The 18,543-nt window shown below is 65.6% G+C and carries 16 protein-coding genes; 10 read left to right on the top strand and 6 right to left on the bottom strand.

The features are described from left to right. Window positions 1–364: 364 nt before the first annotated feature. Genes ACPL7H_RS15285 through ACPL7H_RS15270 form a run of 4 tightly spaced genes read right to left on the bottom strand, consistent with a single transcriptional unit; the run spans window position 365 to window position 4,299 of the window. The gene (locus ACPL7H_RS15285) at window positions 365–2,053 is read right to left on the bottom strand and encodes an acetolactate synthase large subunit (RefSeq protein ID WP_424797673.1); all 1,689 of its coding nucleotides are present in this window, start codon (window positions 2,051–2,053) and stop codon (window positions 365–367) included. A 25-nt stretch (window positions 2,054–2,078) separates the two neighbouring features. Then, the gene (locus ACPL7H_RS15280) at window positions 2,079–2,441 is read right to left on the bottom strand and encodes a hypothetical protein (protein WP_424789181.1); all 363 of its coding nucleotides are present in this window, start codon (window positions 2,439–2,441) and stop codon (window positions 2,079–2,081) included. Between the two features lie 32 nt (window positions 2,442–2,473). Next, entirely contained in the window at window positions 2,474–3,658 is a 1,185-nt protein-coding gene (locus ACPL7H_RS15275; RefSeq protein ID WP_424789182.1) for an FAD-dependent oxidoreductase, read from the bottom strand. Then, entirely contained in the window at window positions 3,655–4,299 is a 645-nt protein-coding gene (locus tag ACPL7H_RS15270; protein ID WP_424789183.1) for a TetR/AcrR family transcriptional regulator, read from the bottom strand. Before ACPL7H_RS15270 ends, ACPL7H_RS15275 begins: the two co-directional genes overlap by 4 nt. Before the next feature lie 173 nt (window positions 4,300–4,472). Between ACPL7H_RS15270 and ACPL7H_RS15265 the strand changes: the two genes are divergently transcribed. The 8 genes from ACPL7H_RS15265 (at window position 4,473) to ACPL7H_RS15230 (ending at window position 12,979) form a co-directional block, all read left to right on the top strand. Then, window positions 4,473–6,029, top strand: coding sequence for an MFS transporter (locus ACPL7H_RS15265; RefSeq protein WP_424797672.1), 1,557 nt, complete (start codon window positions 4,473–4,475; stop codon window positions 6,027–6,029). 61 nt (window positions 6,030–6,090) lie between these two features. Further along, window positions 6,091–6,303, top strand: coding sequence for a heavy-metal-associated domain-containing protein (locus tag ACPL7H_RS15260; protein ID WP_424789185.1), 213 nt, complete (start codon window positions 6,091–6,093; stop codon window positions 6,301–6,303). Between the two features lie 2 nt (window positions 6,304–6,305). Next, window positions 6,306–7,289, top strand: coding sequence for a heavy-metal-associated domain-containing protein (locus tag ACPL7H_RS15255; protein WP_424789186.1), 984 nt, complete (start codon window positions 6,306–6,308; stop codon window positions 7,287–7,289). Further along, window positions 7,279–9,609: a heavy metal translocating P-type ATPase gene (locus ACPL7H_RS15250; RefSeq protein ID WP_424789187.1), complete on the top strand. Its 2,331-nt coding sequence runs from the start codon at window positions 7,279–7,281 to the stop codon at window positions 9,607–9,609. The genes ACPL7H_RS15255 and ACPL7H_RS15250 overlap by 11 nt, the downstream gene beginning before the upstream one ends. A 37-nt stretch (window positions 9,610–9,646) precedes the next feature. Beyond that, the gene (locus ACPL7H_RS15245; protein ID WP_424789188.1) at window positions 9,647–9,928 is read left to right on the top strand and encodes a YHS domain-containing protein; all 282 of its coding nucleotides are present in this window, start codon (window positions 9,647–9,649) and stop codon (window positions 9,926–9,928) included. Window positions 9,929–10,051: 123 nt separating this feature from the next. Continuing rightward, window positions 10,052–10,318, top strand: coding sequence for a DUF1541 domain-containing protein (locus tag ACPL7H_RS15240; RefSeq protein ID WP_424797671.1), 267 nt, complete (start codon window positions 10,052–10,054; stop codon window positions 10,316–10,318). Between the two features lie 52 nt (window positions 10,319–10,370). Then, window positions 10,371–12,659, top strand: coding sequence for a heavy metal translocating P-type ATPase (locus ACPL7H_RS15235; RefSeq protein WP_424789190.1), 2,289 nt, complete (start codon window positions 10,371–10,373; stop codon window positions 12,657–12,659). Next, entirely contained in the window at window positions 12,656–12,979 is a 324-nt protein-coding gene (locus ACPL7H_RS15230) for a metal-sensitive transcriptional regulator (RefSeq protein WP_424789191.1), read from the top strand. Before ACPL7H_RS15235 ends, ACPL7H_RS15230 begins: the two co-directional genes overlap by 4 nt. Before the next feature lie 267 nt (window positions 12,980–13,246). On the opposite strand, the gene ACPL7H_RS15225 is transcribed toward ACPL7H_RS15230, so the two are convergent. Continuing rightward, entirely contained in the window at window positions 13,247–14,497 is a 1,251-nt protein-coding gene (locus tag ACPL7H_RS15225) for an MFS transporter (protein WP_424789192.1), read from the bottom strand. A gap of 42 nt (window positions 14,498–14,539) precedes the next feature. Then, complete coding sequence (locus ACPL7H_RS15220; protein ID WP_424789193.1) at window positions 14,540–14,905, bottom strand: ArsR/SmtB family transcription factor; 366 nt, start codon at window positions 14,903–14,905, stop codon at window positions 14,540–14,542. Window positions 14,906–15,385: 480 nt separating this feature from the next. On the opposite strand from ACPL7H_RS15220, the gene ACPL7H_RS15215 reads away from it, so the two are divergent. Together ACPL7H_RS15215 and pflA are read left to right on the top strand one after the other, a co-directional pair. After that, window positions 15,386–17,647 (top strand): formate acetyltransferase, encoded by a 2,262-nt coding sequence (locus ACPL7H_RS15215; RefSeq protein ID WP_424797670.1) that lies wholly within the window; start codon window positions 15,386–15,388, stop codon window positions 17,645–17,647. Then, a complete protein-coding gene (gene pflA, locus ACPL7H_RS15210) occupies window positions 17,644–18,519 on the top strand; it encodes a pyruvate formate-lyase-activating protein (protein ID WP_424797669.1) in 876 nt (291 codons plus the stop codon). The genes ACPL7H_RS15215 and pflA overlap by 4 nt, the downstream gene beginning before the upstream one ends. The last annotated feature ends 24 nt before the right edge of the window (window positions 18,520–18,543 follow it).

The raw sequence follows: 18,543 nt of genomic DNA, 5'->3' as shown, positions 1-18,543 counted from the left end.
CCAAGACCTTCAAACGCATCGGACGCGGGTATCGCAATCATGACAACTACCGCTGCCGCATAATGGCCTACACGACGTCACCAAAGGCGGCGTGAACACCCCTCACCACGCTGAAAGTGGAAGAGCCGTCATGACTCCATAGTGAACCAAGTAGACCGTCACTAAAAGCGTGAGTGTCCCCACCATCCTCGGGCAGCACCGAGGCGATGACGGCCTGGAAGGCTGGAGTGAACGTCGCCGATGCCAACTGGAGCAGGAAGATGAGGATGTAGATCTGCCAGGCCTCCGCCACAAACGGAAGGGGACACGGCGACCGCGGCCAGGATCAGGTCCGTCCTGCCAGGTTCAGGAGATCAGTGCGGGTTCACGATCGTGTCGTGTGATGGACAGGCCTATCGGCCGTGTCTTGATGGGTTGCGGTTTCGTGCTGTAGTTCGTCGATGAGGACCCTGGTGTTCTCGGAGTAGTCCACGGGCACGGCGAGGAGTTGCACTCCGCCCTGTGTGAATGCGTGCTCCAGGGCGGGGCCGAGTTGTGCAGCGTCGGTGACGTGGGTGCCGGTCGCGCTGTAGGCCTGTGCATAGGCGACGAAGTCTGGGTTGTCGAACGTCATTCCGTAGTCGGTGAACCCGTCGACGGCTTGCTTCCAGCGGATCATGCCGTAGGCGTGGTCTTCGAGGATCACGACGACGAGGTTGAGGCCGAGCCGCACGGCGGTTTCGAGTTCTTGACTGTTCATCATGAACCCGCCATCGCCGCAGACGGCCATCACGCGACGGCCCGGGTGCAGGAGCGAGGCCATGATCGCAGACGGCAGTCCGGCTCCCATTGCGGCTAGTGCGTTGTCGAGCAGAAGCGTGTTCGCTGTGATGGTGCGGTAGTTCCTGGCGAACCAGATTTTGTACATCCCGTTATCCAGGGCGACGATGCCGTCATCCGGCATGACCTGACGGACCTCGTGCACGATGCGCTGCGGGGTCAGCCGATCTTCGGTCGCCCGGTCGGCGACGTTCGCGAGGATGCCTTCACGCAGCGGGAGCAGCGCTTGGGCGTGGGGCACCTTGCCATCCAGCCGGTCTGTGAGGGCGTGCAGGGTGTGGTGGAGGTCGCCGATGACCTCGACCTGCGGGACATAGACCTCTTCGATGGTGGCGGGCTGGTAGTCGAGATGAACGATGGTCTGCCCGCGGGAGTGCATGGTGAACGGGGGTTTTTCGACGGTGTCGTGGCCGATGGTGATGATCACGTCGGCCTGGTCGATGGCCTCGTGCAGGTAGTCGCCCTCGGTCAGGGCCGCGGTGCCCAGGTAGAGGTCGGTGCACCCGGAGACGGTGCCCTTACCCATCTGCGTGGTGAAGAACGGGATCCGCATGCGCGCAACGAACTCCGACAGGGCGTGGGTGCATCGTGGCCTGGCGGCGGCAGCACCGAGCATGATCAAGGGGCGCCTGGCGCCCGAGATCACGTCCGCGGCTGCGGCGATCACGTCGAGGCTGGCGACGGGAAGAGTCGCAGGGGTGGGCGGGATGAGATCCACCTGAGGTGCGGTGGCGGCGGCGATATCCTCGGGAAGTTCGAGGTGGACCGGGCCGGGTCGTTCGGCCTGTGCGACTCGGAAGGCCTCTCGGATCACGGTGGGGATGGTGGGAGGCGAGGTTATCTGCTTGGTCATCTTGGTCACGGGTGTCATCGCGGCGATCGTGTCGACGATCTGGAACCGTGCCTGCGCGGCGGTGAGGATGCTCTTTTGCCCGGTGATCATGACCATAGGCATCGCACCGAGCAGCGCGTATGCCGCGCCGGTGGAGAGGTTGAGCGCTCCTGGGCCGAGGGTGGTCAGGCACACCCCGGGACGGCCGGTCAGGCGTCCGTGGGTGGCGGCCATGAAGGCGGCTGCCTGCTCGTGGCGGGTCAGTATCAGTTCGATACCAGAGCGGCGGATCGCTTCGAGGAGGTCGAGGTTCTCTTCGCCCGGTATTCCGAAGATGCGCTCGACGCCTTCGTTCTCGAGAGCTTTGACCAGCAGGTCTGATGCGGTGTGTGTGTTGGGCATGATGCGGCTGTCCTCCTTGGCTTCGTCAGGTGAGTTGCAGGGTGGTGAGGCTGTGGAAGTGGCAGTCATGGGCCTGCTGCAGATACGGGGCGAGGGAGAGGTAGAACTCGTCCTCGGGCAGCGGGATCGAGGATTCGTTCCCCTCGCCGTCGAAGGGCACGAGCGAATCGGGTTCGACCGAGGCGATCAGACCCTCGAGGCGGATCGCATCGAGGTGCTCGGTGATCTCTCGCCCGTCGAGCCCGTTGAGCTCATACTCGGCAAGCCAGCTCTCGGCGATGTCGGTGGTGGCCGAGGCGGCGCCGGTGGAGCAGCTGGCGGTGAGCAGCGCTGCTAACAGGACCGCGATGATCGTGGTGACGGTTCGGGTGGTGGACTGTTGAGGCATAGGTCTGCGCTCGTGTCTGACTCAGGCGGGCACTACGGGGTTGTGGGTTCGGGTGGCTGGTGCAGGCGGGGTGCCCACTCGCGGACGAGCGCGACGGCGTCGAGTCCTGTGGCCGCGACCGGGGCGCCCTCGTGTTCGTGGATGACTAGCACCGGGTCGGTGGAAGCCAGTCGTGTTGTGGTGCCAAGGCCAGTGTGGCCGGCTCCGGCGAGGATGTGTCCGTAAATGCTGGAGGTAAACGTCGAGAACGGCCGATAGACACCGGGGGCGTCACCGAGGCCGTGGTCGTGCAGCAGGGTGCGTGCGGCGTGGGTGCCTTGGGCTGCGGCATCGTCCCAGTGGTCAATCCGGTAGGTGCCGAGGCTGGGGTGCTCGTGGAGGGCGACGCCGCCGGCGGCGTAGATACGCTGCCCTGGTGCTTCGCGCAGGCGGAGCTGGTCGTCGACCGGTATTCCTTCTGGTCTGTTCCAGGGTGAGGGGGCTGTCGGGAGGGTGCCGTGGGCGATGATCGCCAGATCGCCTTCGACCCGCTCGCCACTGTCGAGAACGATGGTGATGTGGTCGGGGTGGGTGCGCACGGCTTGGATGGTGGCGCCCAGGTAGGTAGCGCCCCGAGCGCGATGCAGTTCCAGGAGTTCACCGGCGATGTGCTCACCGAAGGTTGAGGAGCCAGGCAGAGTTGAGCGGCTAATCAGTGCGACTTCGTGCCCGGCGGTGCTCAGCAGTGAGGCGGTCTCTGCCGCGAGCAGTCCACCGCCGAGGATCAGGACACGGGCCGAACTGTGGAGCGCGGCGATCTGGTCGCGGACACCGGCGGCATCGGCGAGCGAATGCAGGGTGGTGAGCCTGCCGGTGGCCATGGCCTCGTCGCGCCCAAGGACATTCTCGCCCAGGGTGCGCGGCCTACTGCCGGTGGTGACGATGAGACCGTCGTAGGTGCGGCTGTCGCCGGAGGAGAGGTCGACCTGGCGGGTGCGCGGGTCGATACCACGCACGGTGTCGGCCACCAGAGTTGCGCCGGTCTTCGGCAGTGCGCTCTGCTCGGGTGTGAGCAGACCGATGGCCACCCCCTTGTTGACCAGGGTGCGGTTGAACGGTTGCTCCCCGGTGCGGGTGAGCAAGTCAATCTGCGCTTCAGGTACGGCGGCTTGCAGGGACTTTGCGGCAGCGGCTCCTGCCGCGCCCGCTCCGATGATGCCAATAGTTTGCGGCCTCATCGCGGTTCCTGCGGCTGGGCGTTGGTGAAGGCGGGCAGCAGGATCGCGCCAATGAACCAGGGGGCGTCGTCGGGGCTGAGTCTTCCGGTGCGTACTTCCTCGGCGGCACCATTGAGCACGACGTGGGTGGTGGTCAGCAGCCACGACACGGGCAGGTCGGCGCGGAAGGCACCCTCGTCCTGGCCGCGCAGCAGTAGGCCGCGCATACGGGCCTCGGACTTCTCGTGCAGTTCACGGATACGGGCCGCGGACAACTCCTTCTGGGCCGTGGCCAGCAACGCGCGGGATTGGTCGACGAACACCCAGCTGGAGGTCACCAGCCGCTGAAACGCCTCGCGGGCATCCCCGTCGAGCGGCACCTCGCTGAGCACGTCCTCGGCGCGTTCGAGACTCTCCACCAGGGCGGCCTCAATCAGTTCGGCACGGTTCTGGAAGTGCCCGTAGAGGGTCTGACGGCCCACGCCGGCCTCGGCGGCGATATCAGCGACCGAAGCATCGGGGTTCTTCCGAATCGCGGTGACGGTACCGGCCAGGATCTTGGCTCGGTTGCGCAGGGCATCAGCCCGCTGGTTCGCCGCGCCACGCCTGCCGGCACCGGTCGGCGGGCGCTCACGATTCGTGGTGGTCTTCTTCGTCACCATTGCTCCACCTTTTATCTCAGACAGGAATGTATGAGATAGTCTACCCGTTACAAGTCGTACGCGCATGTATGAGTTTGCGTGTGGGTGAGCCGACAGGTCGCTCGAGACAGGCAAGGAAGGAGCACGAGAGCCATGAGAACGACAATCACGACACGCGCAGGAGTTGAGCGATCATGAACCAGACCGAAGCACCGGCTCCCACGGCGGGAGCGAAGCAGTGGTGGGGGCTGGCCGTGCTGGTCACACCCTCGACGCTGCTGTTCATGATGCTGACGATCCTGTTCCTGGCAGCGCCGAACATGGCCGCCGATTTGAATCCAACGAGCACGCAACTGCTGTGGATTCTGGACATCTACGGGTTCGTCATGGCCGGGTTCCTGGTCGCCATGGGCGTGCTCGGAGACCGGATCGGTAAGCGTCGATTGATGGTGATCGGCGCGATCCTCTTCGCGGGCACCTCGATCGCGGCCGCGCTCACGACCAGTCCGGAACTGATGATCGCCTGGCGTGCGCTATTAGGCCTGGCCGCCGCCATGATGATCCCAGCCACCCTGGGGTTGATCTTCGTGCTGTTCGCCGATGCGAATCAGCGCGGCGTCGCCATCGGAGTGTGGGCCGGCGGCATCTCCGCCGGTGTGGCGCTTGGCCCGCTGCTTTCCGGCCTGCTATTGGAGGGCTTCGGCTGGCAGGCCACGTTCTTGGTGGCGGTGCCGATCATGGCGCTGGTGGTCATCGGTGCTCCGCTGCTGCTGCCCGAGCACAAGGACCCCACAGCACGGATCGATCTGTTCAGCGCCCTGCTGCTGGTCGGCGGTCTGCTGGCGATCATCTACGGCATCAAGCGCTTCGCCGCCCAGGAGCCTGCCGGCCCTTCGGTCGCCCTGTTGGTCGCAGGTGCCCTGGTCGGGTTGTGGTTCGTCATCCGTCAGCTGCGGGCCGAGAAGCCCCTGCTGGATGTGCGGCTGTTCGCCAACCCCACCGTGAGCGGAGCGCTGGCGGTGTTCTTGCTGTCCGCGGCGGCGCTGGGTGGGGTGTACTCACTGTTCACCCAGTACCTCCAGCAGGTCCAGGAACTCTCACCCCTGCAGGCAGGGCTCTCGATTCTGCCGGCGGCGGCGGTGCTGATCGTGGTCGCCACGCTCTCGCCGGTCTTCGCTCGCAAGTTCCGGCCCGGCAATGTGATCGCGATTGGCCTGTTGACCCAGGTGGTCGGTTACATCCTATTCACCCAACTCGACGCCAGCACCGGGCTGGCGCTGGTGATCGCGAGTTTCGTGATCACCTACCCCGGCGTGGCCCCCTCGATGGCGCTCACCACGGACCTGGTGGTCAGTTCCGTGCCGCCGGAGAAGGCCGGTGGCGCTTCCGGGCTTGCGACCACGGCGAATGATCTGGGCATCTCACTCGGTGTCGCGGTGATCGGTAGCGTTGGTATCGCCGCTTACCGGGGTCAGATCGGCGGGCTTCTGCCCGATGGCCTGCCCGCCGATGCTGCCGCGGTGGCATCGGACAGCGTCGACGGGGCCATGGCCACCGCAACTGAGTTGCCCGGCTCGCTGGGCGAGCAGCTCATCGCAGCCGCGCAGGAAGCCTTCACCGGCGGACTGAACACCGCCGCGATCGTCTCCGCCGTCATCGCCGCCGTGGCGGCAACCATCGCGGCCACCCGCCTGCGCCACGTCCGCCCCACGGGAGAGGCACAGCAGGCCGAGGAGATCAGCACCAGTTGACCCATACCCCCTATAGGTATAATCTCGAACGACCCGTACACAGATGAAGGAGTTACATACTATGGCAACCACGACCGAGTACCAGGTGACCGGGATGAGTTGCGGGCACTGCGAGACCGCGATCGGCGCCGAGGTTTCCGAGATCGCCGGGGTGACCGGGATCGAGGTCAGTGCCCAAACCGGGCGTCTGGCGGTGACCGCCGAGCAGCCCGTCGAAGATGCCGCGGTGATCGCCGCCGTTGACGAGGCCGGCTACACCGCCGTCAGAAACTGAGCATGAAGGCCCCTGCACGGCTGGGCCTGTACGGGCTGGTCCTCGTGGTCGTGTTCGCCGTGGCTGGATTCACGGCGAACGCCGTCATCCCCGAGGACACCGTGCAGGCCTGGGTCGAAGAGACACCAGAAGACCATCATGGACAAGGAGACGATGAGATGAACAGCGGCGGGCACGAAGCTCATGGGGCTGACGCAGCCTCTCTTGGCCTCGGCCTAGCCCAGGACGGCTACCAACTCACGGAGGTGGGCACACCCGACCATACCGGCACCGAGGACGAACTGACCTTCGCGCTGACCGGACCCGACGGACAGCCAGTGACCGACTTCGAACTCGAGCACGAGCAAGAGATGCACCTGATCGTCGTCCGCGCTGACGGGCAGCATTTCCGCCACGTGCACCCCAAACGTGACGAAGCCGGCACCTGGTCGATCCCTTGGGAATGGGCCGCCGCCGGCACCTACCGGATCTTCGCCGACTTCGTACCGGCCCAGACCGGCGAGGGCATGACCCTGTCGACCGCGGTGCAGGTTGCCGGTGACTACGACCCGGCACCGGCCGATCACCCGGTCACCGAGGCCGCGGTGGACGGTTTCGATGTGGCCGTCGAGGGCGACCTTGTTGCCGGGAGGGCCTCCGACCTGACCATGACGATCACCCGCGAAGGTGAACCCGTCACTGAACTGGAGCCCTACCTGGGTGCCTTCGGGCACCTGGTGGCCCTGCGTGATGGGGATCTGGCCTACCTGCATGTCCACCCGCACGGGGATGCTCCCGAGGCCGGTGAGACATCGGGTCCGGAGATCGTCTTCGAGGCCACCGCGCCCACCGCGGGCCGGTACCTGCTGTACCTGGACTTCCAGGTCGACGGGCAAGTCTACACCGCCGCCCTGGTGATCGACACCACCACCGGCGATACCACTGGCAATAACACCGACAGCGGCGACTCGGACACCGGCGAGGAAGGAGCCGACCATGACCACTGAGCACACCAGCACCGAAGTGAATCTCACCGGCGTTGAGTTGAAGATCGGTGGCATGACCTGCGCCTCGTGCGCGAACCGAGTCGAGAAGAAACTCAACAAACTCGACGGGGTCCATGCGAGCGTGAACTACGCGACCGAGAAGGCAACCGTCACCGCTCCTGCCGGCTATGACCCCCAGTTGCTGATCGCCGAGGTGGAGAAGACCGGCTACACCGCCGAACTCCCACCCTCTGCCAAGGACAACTCCAGCGCCTCTGGTGATGAGAGCGAGTCGTCCGAGGATGCTGAGATCAGGGTGCTCAAGCAGCGCCTGATCGGCGCGGCGGTCCTGTCGGTGCCGGTCATCGCGATGGCGATGATCCCGGCGTTGCAGTTCGACTACTGGGGCTTCGCCTCCCTGGTCCTGGCCACACCGGTGGTGGTGTGGGCGGGCTGGCCCTTCCACAAGGCCGCCTGGGCCAACCTTAAGCACGGGGCGGCCACCATGGACACCCTGATCTCGGTGGGCACGACCGCCGCGTTGATCTGGTCGATCATCGCCCTGTTCTTCGGCACCGCCGGGCAGCCAGGCGTGGTGCACCCCTTCGAATTCACGATCTCCCGCTCCGATGGCCTCGGGCACATCTACCTGGAGGTCGGGGCCGGGGTGATCACCTTCATCCTACTGGGCCGCTATTTCGAGAAGCGCTCCAAGCGTCAAGCTGGGGCAGCCCTGCGTGCCCTGATGGAACTCGGGGCGAAAGAAGTCTCCATCCTGCGAAACGGGCAGGAGGAGCGGGTCTCTATCGATGAGCTCTCCGAAGGCGACGAGTTCGTGGTCCGTCCCGGTGAGAAGATCGCCACCGACGGGGTGATCACCTCGGGTAACTCCGCAATTGATGCTTCGATGCTGACCGGCGAGTCCGTGCCGGTGGAGGTCACAGTGGGTGACCCGGTGACAGGGGCCACGGTCAATGCTGGTGGCCGCCTCGTGGTCAAGGCCACCCGGGTGGGTTCGGACACTCAGTTGGCGCAGATGGCCAAGATGGTCGAGGACGCCCAGTCCGGCAAGGCCGAGATCCAACGGCTGGCCGACCGGGTCTCGTCGGTATTCGTGCCCGTGGCCATTGCGGTCGCGATCGCCGCCCTGGGTGCCTGGCTCGGGGCCGGGTTCCCGGTCAGCGCCGCCTTCACCGCCACGGTCGCGGTGCTGATCATCGCCTGCCCCTGCGCCCTGGGCCTGGCGACACCGACCGCGCTGCTGGTCGGCACCGGGCGTGGCGCGCAGATGGGCGTGCTCATCAAGGGCCCGGAGGTGCTGGAGTCCACCCGAAAGGTCGACACCATCGTGCTGGACAAGACCGGCACCGTCACCACCGGCAAGATGACCCTGACCGAGACGATCACCGCCGACGGGGTGGACCGCGAGGACCTGCTGCGTATCGCCGGCGGCCTGGAGGACTACTCCGAGCATCCCATCGCCCGGGCCATCGCCGCCGGAGCCACCGCGCAGGTGGGCGAACTGCCAACCCCGGAGTCCTTCGAGAACATCGAGGGCAAGGGTGTCCAGGGCGTGGTCGATGGTCACGCGGTGCTCGCCGGCCGCGAGACGCTGCTGAATGACTGGTCGATGTACCTCGACGAGCACCTCAAGGCCGCCAAGCAGGCCGCAGAGGCCGAGGGCAAGACCGCGATCGCCGTCGGCTGGGACGGTGCCGCCCGGGGTGTGCTGGTCGTCTCCGACCAGATCAAGCCCACCAGCGCTGAGGCCATCTCTCAGTTCAAGGAGTTGGGTTTGACTCCGGTGCTGCTGACCGGGGACAACCAGACCGTGGCCGAGCAGGTCGCCTCCGAGGTCGGCATCGACCAGGTCATCGCCGAGGTGTTGCCCAAGGACAAGGTCGACGTCGTCGCCCGCTTGCAGGACGAGGGCAAGGTCGTGGCGATGGTCGGTGACGGGGTGAACGACGCCCCGGCTCTGGCGCAGGCTGACCTCGGTCTGGCGATGGGCACCGGGACTGACGTCGCGATCGAAGCCGCCGACATCACCCTCGTGCGCGGAGACCTGCGAGCTGCCGCGGATGCGATCCGCCTGGCACGCAGGACGCTACGCACGATCAAGCAGAACCTGTTCTGGGCCTTCGGGTACAACACCACCGCGATCCCGATCGCCGCCTTCGGACTGCTCAACCCGATGCTCGCCGGCGCGGCCATGGCCTTCTCCAGCGTGTCCGTGGTCACCAACAGCCTACGGCTGCGCAGGTTCAAGGCCAAAGCCGACCAGCACACCACCCCGGACGCCTCCGAAACCGCACCGGCACGCGAGCCGGTGAACACCTGACGCATCGTCGTCGACACCAGAGAAGGGAACACAGAAGATGACTGCACACGACCACCACGCCCACAACCACGGCGACCACAGCCACGGGGATACTTCTGGCGGCTGCAGCGGACACGCGCCCAAGACCGAAGACCTCGCCGCAGCGCAGGGTGACGATGTTACCGAATGTCTAGTGATGCCCGGGACCCCGGTGATCAAGTCACAAGCCGAAGAGGCAGGGCTCTACCGCGACTACCAGGGCCAGCGGTATTGGTTGTGCTGTGACGCCTGCGGGCCGCTATTCGACGCCGATCCCGACCGGTACGCGAACGCGGCTTGAACAATCAGTATGAGCGATTCCGGGCTTGCCGAGGTGACAGATCGGCCCCGATTCCTCGGTATTCGAAGAACACCGGACCACGGCGGTGATCACGGTGATGAGGACACCGACCCTCACGAGGATATGGACCACCTGGCAGACGGCGGGCCGGTGCCCGAGGGCATGACCGAGCCCGCCGACCCCGAATACCCGGTGGGCAGCGAAGTGAGGTGGACGGCTGACCACATGGAAGGCGTGGAGGGAGTGACGGCCACGATCGCATCATCAACCGAGGAGACCGGCTACGTCGTCAACCATGAAGCTGACGGAATGACGAGGACCAACCACAAATGGGCCGTCGAGAGCGAGATCGACCCCGATGCCCGAGCGGGCCCCGCACAGAGCCAGTAGCGCTCTGTGATGAGGTGCCAGCCGTGCATCGAAGAGGAGGAATGAGACCGGTATGAGCAACCAGCACAATGCGCACGCCCAGCACGAGGGGCAGCCCGATCACCACAACCACCGGGCCAATCCCGGTCACGACCACCAGCATGAGGCTCACCACCAGCACGAGAATACCCACGATGGGCATACCGGGCATGAACACCACGGCGGTCACGACCACGAGGGCCACGAAGGTCACGGGCACGAAGGTGAGCACCACGCTGGTCATGAAGCACATGGCGGGCACGCGGGGCACGGCCACGGCGATCACGGTGACCATGTCGGGCAGTTCCGGCGGCTGTTCTGGATCATGCTCCTGCTGGCGGTGCCGGTCGTGGGCTTCAACCACATGTTCGCCGACTTGCTCGGCTACCAGCTGCCCGATGCCGCGTGGGTGTGGTGGGTCTCCCCGGTGCTGGGCACGATCATCTATGTCTGGGGTGGTCAGCCGTTCCTGACCGGCGCGGTCTCAGAGATCCGCGCCCGCCAGCCTGGGATGATGTTGTTGATCGGGTTAGCCATCACGGTGGCGTTCATTGCCTCCTTAGGTGCAAGCCTTGGCCTTCTGGACCACGAACTGAACTTCTGGTGGGAACTGGCGCTGCTGGTGGTCATCATGCTGTTGGGCCACTGGATCGAGATGCGGTCGCTGGCCCAGACCACCTCGGCGCTGGATTCCTTGGCTGCGCTGCTGCCCGATGAGGCCGAGAAGCTTCAGGGTGATGACATCGTCAAGGTGGCACCGGGCGACTTGGTGCTCGGCGATGTGGTGATCGTGCGGCCCGGATCGTCGGTGCCGGCTGATGGCAGGATCGTGGACGGTTCGGCCAGTATGGACGAGTCGATGATCACCGGTGAGTCCAAGGCGGTGCGTCGTGATAACGGTGACCAGGTGATTGCCGGCACCGTCGCTACCGATTCCGGCCTGCAGGTAGAGGTCACCGCCATTGGCGATGACACCACCCTGGCAGGGATCCAGAAACTGGTTTCCGATGCCCAGTCCTCCTCTTCGCGGGCGCAGCGCATCGCCGATACGGCCGCGGGTTGGCTTTTCTGGTTCGCCCTCGGTGCGGGCCTGATCACTGCGATCGTGTGGTCTTTGCTGGGCGTGCCGGATGCTGCGGTGGTCCGGACCATCACCGTGCTGGTGATCGCCTGCCCGCACGCTCTGGGTCTGGCGATTCCGCTGGTGGTCTCGATCGCCACCGAGCGTGCCGCACGCGGTGGGGTGCTGGTGAAGGACCGGCTCGCGCTTGAGTCGATGCGGACAGTGGATTCCGTTCTGTTCGACAAGACCGGGACCCTGACCAAGGGAGAGCCCACGGTCTCCGGCGTCGAACCGGTCGGGCAGCGCAGTGCAGATGAGGTGCTGGCACTGGCAGCGGCCGCAGAGTACGCAAGTGAGCATCCCTTGGCCAAGGCGATCGTGGGCGCCGCACGCGACCGCGACCTGCACCTTGCCAGTGCCCAGGACTTCTCCTCCTCTCCGGCAGTCGGAGTTAAGGCCACCGTCGAGGGCGCTGCCATCGAGGTGGGAGGCCCGTACTTGCTGGACCAGCACAGCCTGAGCGAACTGGCTGTCGTAGAGGACTGGCGAGCCGAGGGTGCCATCATCCTGCACGTGATAGCCGACGGGGAAATCATCGGGGCACTGCGCCTTGATGATGAGATCCGCCCGGAGTCCCGTGATGCTGTCGATGCGCTGCACGCTGCAGGTGCTCAGGTGGTGATGATCACCGGGGACGCCCAGGCGGTTGCCGATACGGTGGCCGCTGAACTAGGCATCGACCGGGTCTTTGCAGGTGTGCGACCGGAAGACAAGGCAGCGAAGGTCGAGGAACTGCAGAGCGAGGGCCGTAAGGTGGCGATGGTCGGGGACGGTGTCAATGATGCCCCTGCACTGGCTCAAGCAGACGTGGGCATCGCGATCGGTGCCGGGACCGATGTGGCGATCGGGTCCGCAGGGGTGATCCTGGCCTCCTCCGATCCCCGTTCTGTGCTTTCAGTGATCGACCTGTCCCGAGCCAGTTATCGCAAGATGAAGCAGAACCTGTGGTGGGCTGCGGGCTACAACCTCGCCGCAGTCCCCCTGGCCGCTGGTGTACTCGCACCGATCGGGTTCGTGCTGCCGATGAGCGTCGGTGCCATCTTGATGTCTGCGTCCACCGTCGTGGTGGCGCTCAATGCCCAACTGCTACGCCGCTTGGACCTGGAGCCGGCTGTCAGCACCGCCAAGTTCCTCGACCAGGCCCCGGCCGAACGATCGGCCACCAACACCAGTGCAAAGACTCATCAGGAGCAGAGATGACTACCACAGCAACCTCACCGCAGTCCCGAGAAGAACCTGGTCACGGCTACATCAGCGACAAGCACCGCTACCTCGCCCGTCTCAAGCGCATCGAAGGGCAAGTCCGCGGCATCCACCGAATGGTCGACGAAGAGATCTACTGCATCGACATCCTGACCCAGGTCAGCGCCGCAACCTCCGCCCTGGAAAACGTGGCGCTCGGCTTGCTGGAAGACCACCTCAAGCACTGCGTCGTCGGTGCGGCCAAGGCCGGCGGAACCGAGGCCGAAGAGAAGATCAAAGAGGCCTCGCAAGCGATTTCCCGACTCGTCAAGTCCTAGAAGGAGGGCTCGTGGGCACCACCCGCACAGTTCTCAGCACCCTCACTGGACTCCTCACCAACGCGTTGGCGACTGAACTCTTCAGCGCGGCACCACGAGCGTCTCGAAACGGCTGCGAATCCAGCATCACGGCAGTTCCAACGCATTGGGCCCTCGAGATCACGATCCGCGCCAGGGCGCGTTGTTGACCCCATCCCGGTGCACCTGACACAGGCGTGGGCGAGCCGTAACCCTACTCAGGTCGATCGTGACCAAGCCAGCCTCAGTTCATCCAAGCCCGACCGAGTCGTGCTGCTTGGAGACCCGATTCGCGGGGCGCGATGCGCGTACCCACGCCACGACAGCCAAGACGGTTCCGAGAACGCCTATGACGCCCAGAACGAGGGCGATCGCGGGCATGCCGATGCTCGCGCCAAGGATGCCTGCCAGGGGGTAGGTGATAAGGAAGCAGGCGTGGGATAAAGAGAACTGCGCGGCGAACACCGCGGGCCGGGTCTGCTCGGTGCTATTGCGGCGCAGCAGCCGCGCGGAGGGGGTGAGGATGGCCGAGGTCGCGGCCCCGAGCAGTACCCACACCGTCAGTAGCGCGAGCCACTGCGCAGTGCCGTCCATCCACGCGATCACCCCCGCCCCGGTGAGCAGAATGAGCGGCAGGGCGATACCGCCAGTGAGCATGACCCGTTGGTCAGGCAGGGTGTCGAGGAGTTTGGGCATCCCGAGGGCGACAAGCATCGAACCCCCGCCGTAAGCGCCGAGCATCAGGGCGACATCGGCTTGGGAGCGGCCCAGATCGCCCTGGACGAGGACGACGGTGTTGACAATCACCATCGCGGTGGTGGTCGCGACGACGAGGTTTAGCCCCATCAGGCCCCGCAGTTCGCCGCTGGCCCAGAAGGCGCGCGCACCCCGGGTGAGGCGCTCGAAGAACGGCGAGGGTGGCGGTGCTTCGATGTGCGGGAAGCGGGAGGCGATCACCAGGGCCGCCGAGGCGAGGAACCCGAGCACGGTTCCGACGAAGAGGTTGTGGTAACTGATGACTGTGAGCAGGAGGGCGGCGAGCATCGGACTCACGAGTGATTCCAGGTCGTAGGCCAGCCGTGACAGCGAAAGCGCGCGAGTGTACTCCCCCTCATCGGGCAGCACCGAGGGGATGACGGCCTGAAACGCTGGAGTGAACGTCGCCGACGCCGACTGGAGCAGAAAGATCAGGATGTAGATCTGCCAGGCCTCCGTCACGAACGGAAGAGATACGGCGACCGCGGCCCGGATCAGGTCGGCCCCGATGAGCAGTGCTTTGCGGGGCAGACGCGCGGTCAGTGCCGTAGCGATGGGCGAGACGGCGACGTAGGCGACCATCTTGATCGTCATTGCTACCCCCATCACGATCCCGGCGTCACCGCCGGCGATGTCGAAGGCGAGCAGCCCGAGCGCAACGGTGAGCAGGCCCGTGCCGAGCAGTGCGATGACCTGCGCGCTGAACAACTTCGCGTAGGTCGGGTTCCGCAGGACGGCGATCATGAGGTCGGGCCTAACAGGTCGAGAATGAACAATGCGACAGCCCTACTGCGGGGGCGGGTGATGGTGCGGCGGGATCTGTCCGTTCGCCACGGCGTGCTCGGCCTGCTTGATCGCCTCGACCACCAGTGCCACGGCATGCTCATCGGTGAGGCGGTAGAGCACGCTCGTGCCCTCCTGACGGGTCGTGACCATCCGCGCCATCCGCAGCCTGGCGAGGTGCTGGGAGACCCCGGACGGCTTCTTACCCACCAGTTCGGCCAGCGCGTTCACCGGGAGCTCCTCAGCCTGCCGCAGCGCGAGCACGATCCTGATTCTCGTCGGGTCGGACAGGATGCCCAGCACCTCAGCCGCCAGGTCGACGTACTCCGATGACGGGTCCATCCCGCAAGACTTAGTGCCTGCATTCATACGCAGACACTAACACGCGCCGTGTGGCACTGTCCGCGGACGGGGATCCCTTCGTACCACGTTCCATAACTCTCCCCCTCGGACGAAAACCTGGCAACACGCTGACATCGGGGTTCTACCGTGAATTCGGCGGCGATCGAAACCAATCTCCGGAGCGTCCGGCGTGTTTTCTCCAGCGATGTAAAGGAATCAGGCAACGGGGCTTGTCCCACGCAACGGTGTGCTACCCGGGCGCGATCCAACTTATGCCACCCGTATGAATCCACCGAAGACGAACCTTCTAGTTACAACGACGCGGGTGCTCGGCTTCGCAGACTGCACGGAGAACGGGTCGCTGGCACACAAGCCGTACCCCGTGGGGAATTTCGTGCCCCATCGGCTGTTTGCGTCGGGCGCGGTTGTCGCGGGCCGTTAGTCCCAGGCCTTTGCTCTCCGTTGCCCGTAGCCTGGAGGCATACGACCACTTTGGGATGTGACACCATGACGACCTTCGACGTCCAGCCCGATCTCCAGCCCGCGTGGCGTGGGTTCGCCGAGGGGCCGTGGACACGGACGATCAACGTGCGCGACTTTCTCGCCCGTAACTACGAGCCGTACCACGACGGGCCGGAGTTCCTGGCCGGTCCCACCACCAAGACCAGTGATCTCTGGGAGACCCTGGAGCGCGACTACCTGTCGGTGGAGTTAGAGCGGCGGGTCTATGCGGTGGACACCACCACCCCGGCGGACATCGACGCGTTCGCTCCCGGGTACATCAGCGCCGACGATGACGTCATCGTCGGGCTGCAGACCGATGTCCCACTGAAGCGCGCGATGATGCCGGCCGGCGGCTGGCGGATGGTGGAGACCGCGATCGGTGAGGCCGGCGGCGAGGTTGATGAGCGGATCAAGGAGATTTTCACCAAATACCGCAAGACCCACAACGACGCGGTGTTCGACATGTACACCCCGCGGATCCGCTCGGCGCGTACGGCGCACCTGATCACCGGGCTGCCGGACGCCTACGGGCGCGGCCGGATCATCGGTGACTACCGGCGGGTGGCCCTGTACGGTGTCGATGCGCTGATCGCGCAGAAGACCCAGGCGCTAGCGGATCGGGACGGAGATGGATTCTCCGAGGAGTGGGCCCGGTCCCGGGAGGAGCACGCCGAGCAGATCAAGGCCCTCCGCAAGTTGATCACGCTCGGCACCCAGTACGGATTCGATCTGACCCGCCCTGCGGCCGATGCCCGGGAGGCGGTGCAGTGGACCTACCTGGCCTATCTGGGGGCGATCAAGTCCCAGGACGGCGCGGCCATGAGCTTCGGGCGGCTGTCGGGATTCTTCGACATCTACATCGCCCGGGACATCGCCGCGGGCGTGCTGACCGAGAGCCAGGCCCAGGAACTCATCGATGCCCTGGTGATCAAGTTGCGGATCGTGCGGTTCCTGCGCACGAAAGCCTACGATCAGGTCTTCTCCGGCGACCCCTACTGGGCCACTTGGACCGACGGCGGGCTGGGTGAGGACACGCGGACCATGGTCACCCGCACCTCGTTCCGGCTGCTGCAGACCCTGCGCAACCTGGGCCCGGCACCGGAGCCGAACATCACGGTGCTGTGGGACGAGTCGCTGCCGTCGGCCTACAAGGACTTCGCCGCAGCGATCAGCGTGGAGACGTCCTCGCTGCAGTACATCTCCGATGCCCACGTGCGCGAGCATTTCGGTGACGACGCGGCGATCGCCTGCTGCGTCTCGGCGATGCGCATCGGTCGGCAGATGCAGTTCTTCGGTGCCCGGATGAATATCGGCAAGACGTTGCTGTACGCGCTGAACGGTGGCCGTGACGAGAGGTCCGGTCAGCAGGTGGTGCCCGGCTTCGAACCGGTGGCCGGGACCGGACCACTGGACTTCGAGGAGGTCTGGGCGAAGTTCGACGCCATGCTCGGCTGGGTGGCTGAAACCTACGTCGAGGCACTGAACATCATCCACTACAGCCACGACAAGTACGCCTACGAGGCGATCGAGATGGCCCTGCACGACAGCGAGATCGTGCGCACCCTGGGCTGCGGGATCGCCGGGTTGTCGATCGTGGCGGATAGCCTCGCGGCCATCCGGTACGCCCAGGTCACCCCCGTGCGCGACCGGACCGGGCTGATCACCGACTACCCGACGACAGGGCACTTCCCCCGCTACGGCAACGACGACGATCTGGCAGATGACATCGCCCGGCGGGTGGTCACCACGGTGATGAACAAGATCCGCGGGTTGCCCCGCTACCGTGACGCGGTGCCCACCCAGTCGGTGCTGACGATCACCTCCAACGTGGTCTACGGCAAGGCCACCGGCTCCTTCCCGTGTGGGCACCAGGCCGGTACCCCGTTCTCCCCCGGTGCCAACCCCGGCAACGGCCGGGATACCCATGGGATGGTCGCCTCGATGCTGTCGGTGGCCAAACTCCCCTACGGCGATGCGCTGGACGGGATCTCCCTGACTAACACGATCACCCCTTCCGGGCTGGGGCAGACCAAGGACGAGCAGGTGGCGAACCTGACCGGGGTGCTGGACGCCGGGTTCGGCTCAGGGTTGTTCCACGCGAACATCAACGTGCTGAACAAGGACACCCTGACCGATGCGATGCAGAACCCGGAGAACTACCCGAACCTGACCGTCCGGGTCTCGGGCTATGCGGTGAACTTCGTCAAACTCACCCGTGAGCAGCAACTCGATGTGCTGTCCCGCACCTTCCACTCCTCGTCATGACGACCCTGAAAAGCTCGCGCGGTGCAGCCTTGCCGGGCGACGAGGGCTTCATGGCCCCACGGCAGCGGCTGGCCGGCGCCGGCCTGGCCGGGCTGCCTGAGTCGGCATTGGAACACGGTGAGCGCTTCGCGGCAATGCGCAGTGGCGAGTTGGGCTCGGTGCACTCCTGGGAGTTGTCTACTGCGGTCGACGGGCCGGGCACGAGACTGGTGGTGTTCCTTGCCGGGTGCCCGCTGCGCTGCCAGTTCTGTCACAACCCCGACACCGTGCGGATGGAGGACGGGCACGCGGTGATGGCCGACGACGTACTCGCGCTGGTGCGCCGGTACCGCAAGGTTTTCGCTGCCACGGGCGGTGGGCTGACCCTCTCCGGCGGTGAGGTGCTGATGCAGTCGGCGTTCGCGGCCCGCATCCTGGCCGGGGCCAAGCAGATGGGCGTTCATACCGCGATCGACACCTCCGGGTACCTCGGCACGGCCTGCACGGAGGCGATGCTGGGCGATGTCGACCTGGTGCTGCTGGATGTGAAGTCCGGTGATGAACAGACCTATGAGCGGGTGACCCGCGCGTCACTGGCGCCCACGCTTGAGTTCGGCGATCGGCTGGCCGGCGCCGGGGTGGAGATCTGGGTGCGTTTCGTGCTGGTGCCCGGGCTGACCGATGCTGCCCAGAACGTGGATAACGTGGCCGGCCACGCGGCCCGATGGGACACCGTGAGCCGGGTCGAGGTATTGCCGTTCCACCAGATGGGCCGGGACAAGTGGACCGCCCTGGGCCTGGATTACACACTCGCGGACACCGAGCCGCCGTCGCCAGAAATGACCGAGCGGGCGCGCGAGCAGTTCCGGGCCCACGGCCTGACCACGTACTGAGTAGTCAGCCGGTTTCGCTAACGA

Source organism: Pseudactinotalea sp. Z1732 (assembly GCF_049724975.1).
Lineage (GTDB): Bacteria > Actinomycetota > Actinomycetes > Actinomycetales > Beutenbergiaceae > CALKWS01.
The sequence above is the reverse complement of the archived record's forward strand: the minus strand, read 5'-3'. Positions and strand labels throughout refer to the sequence as shown.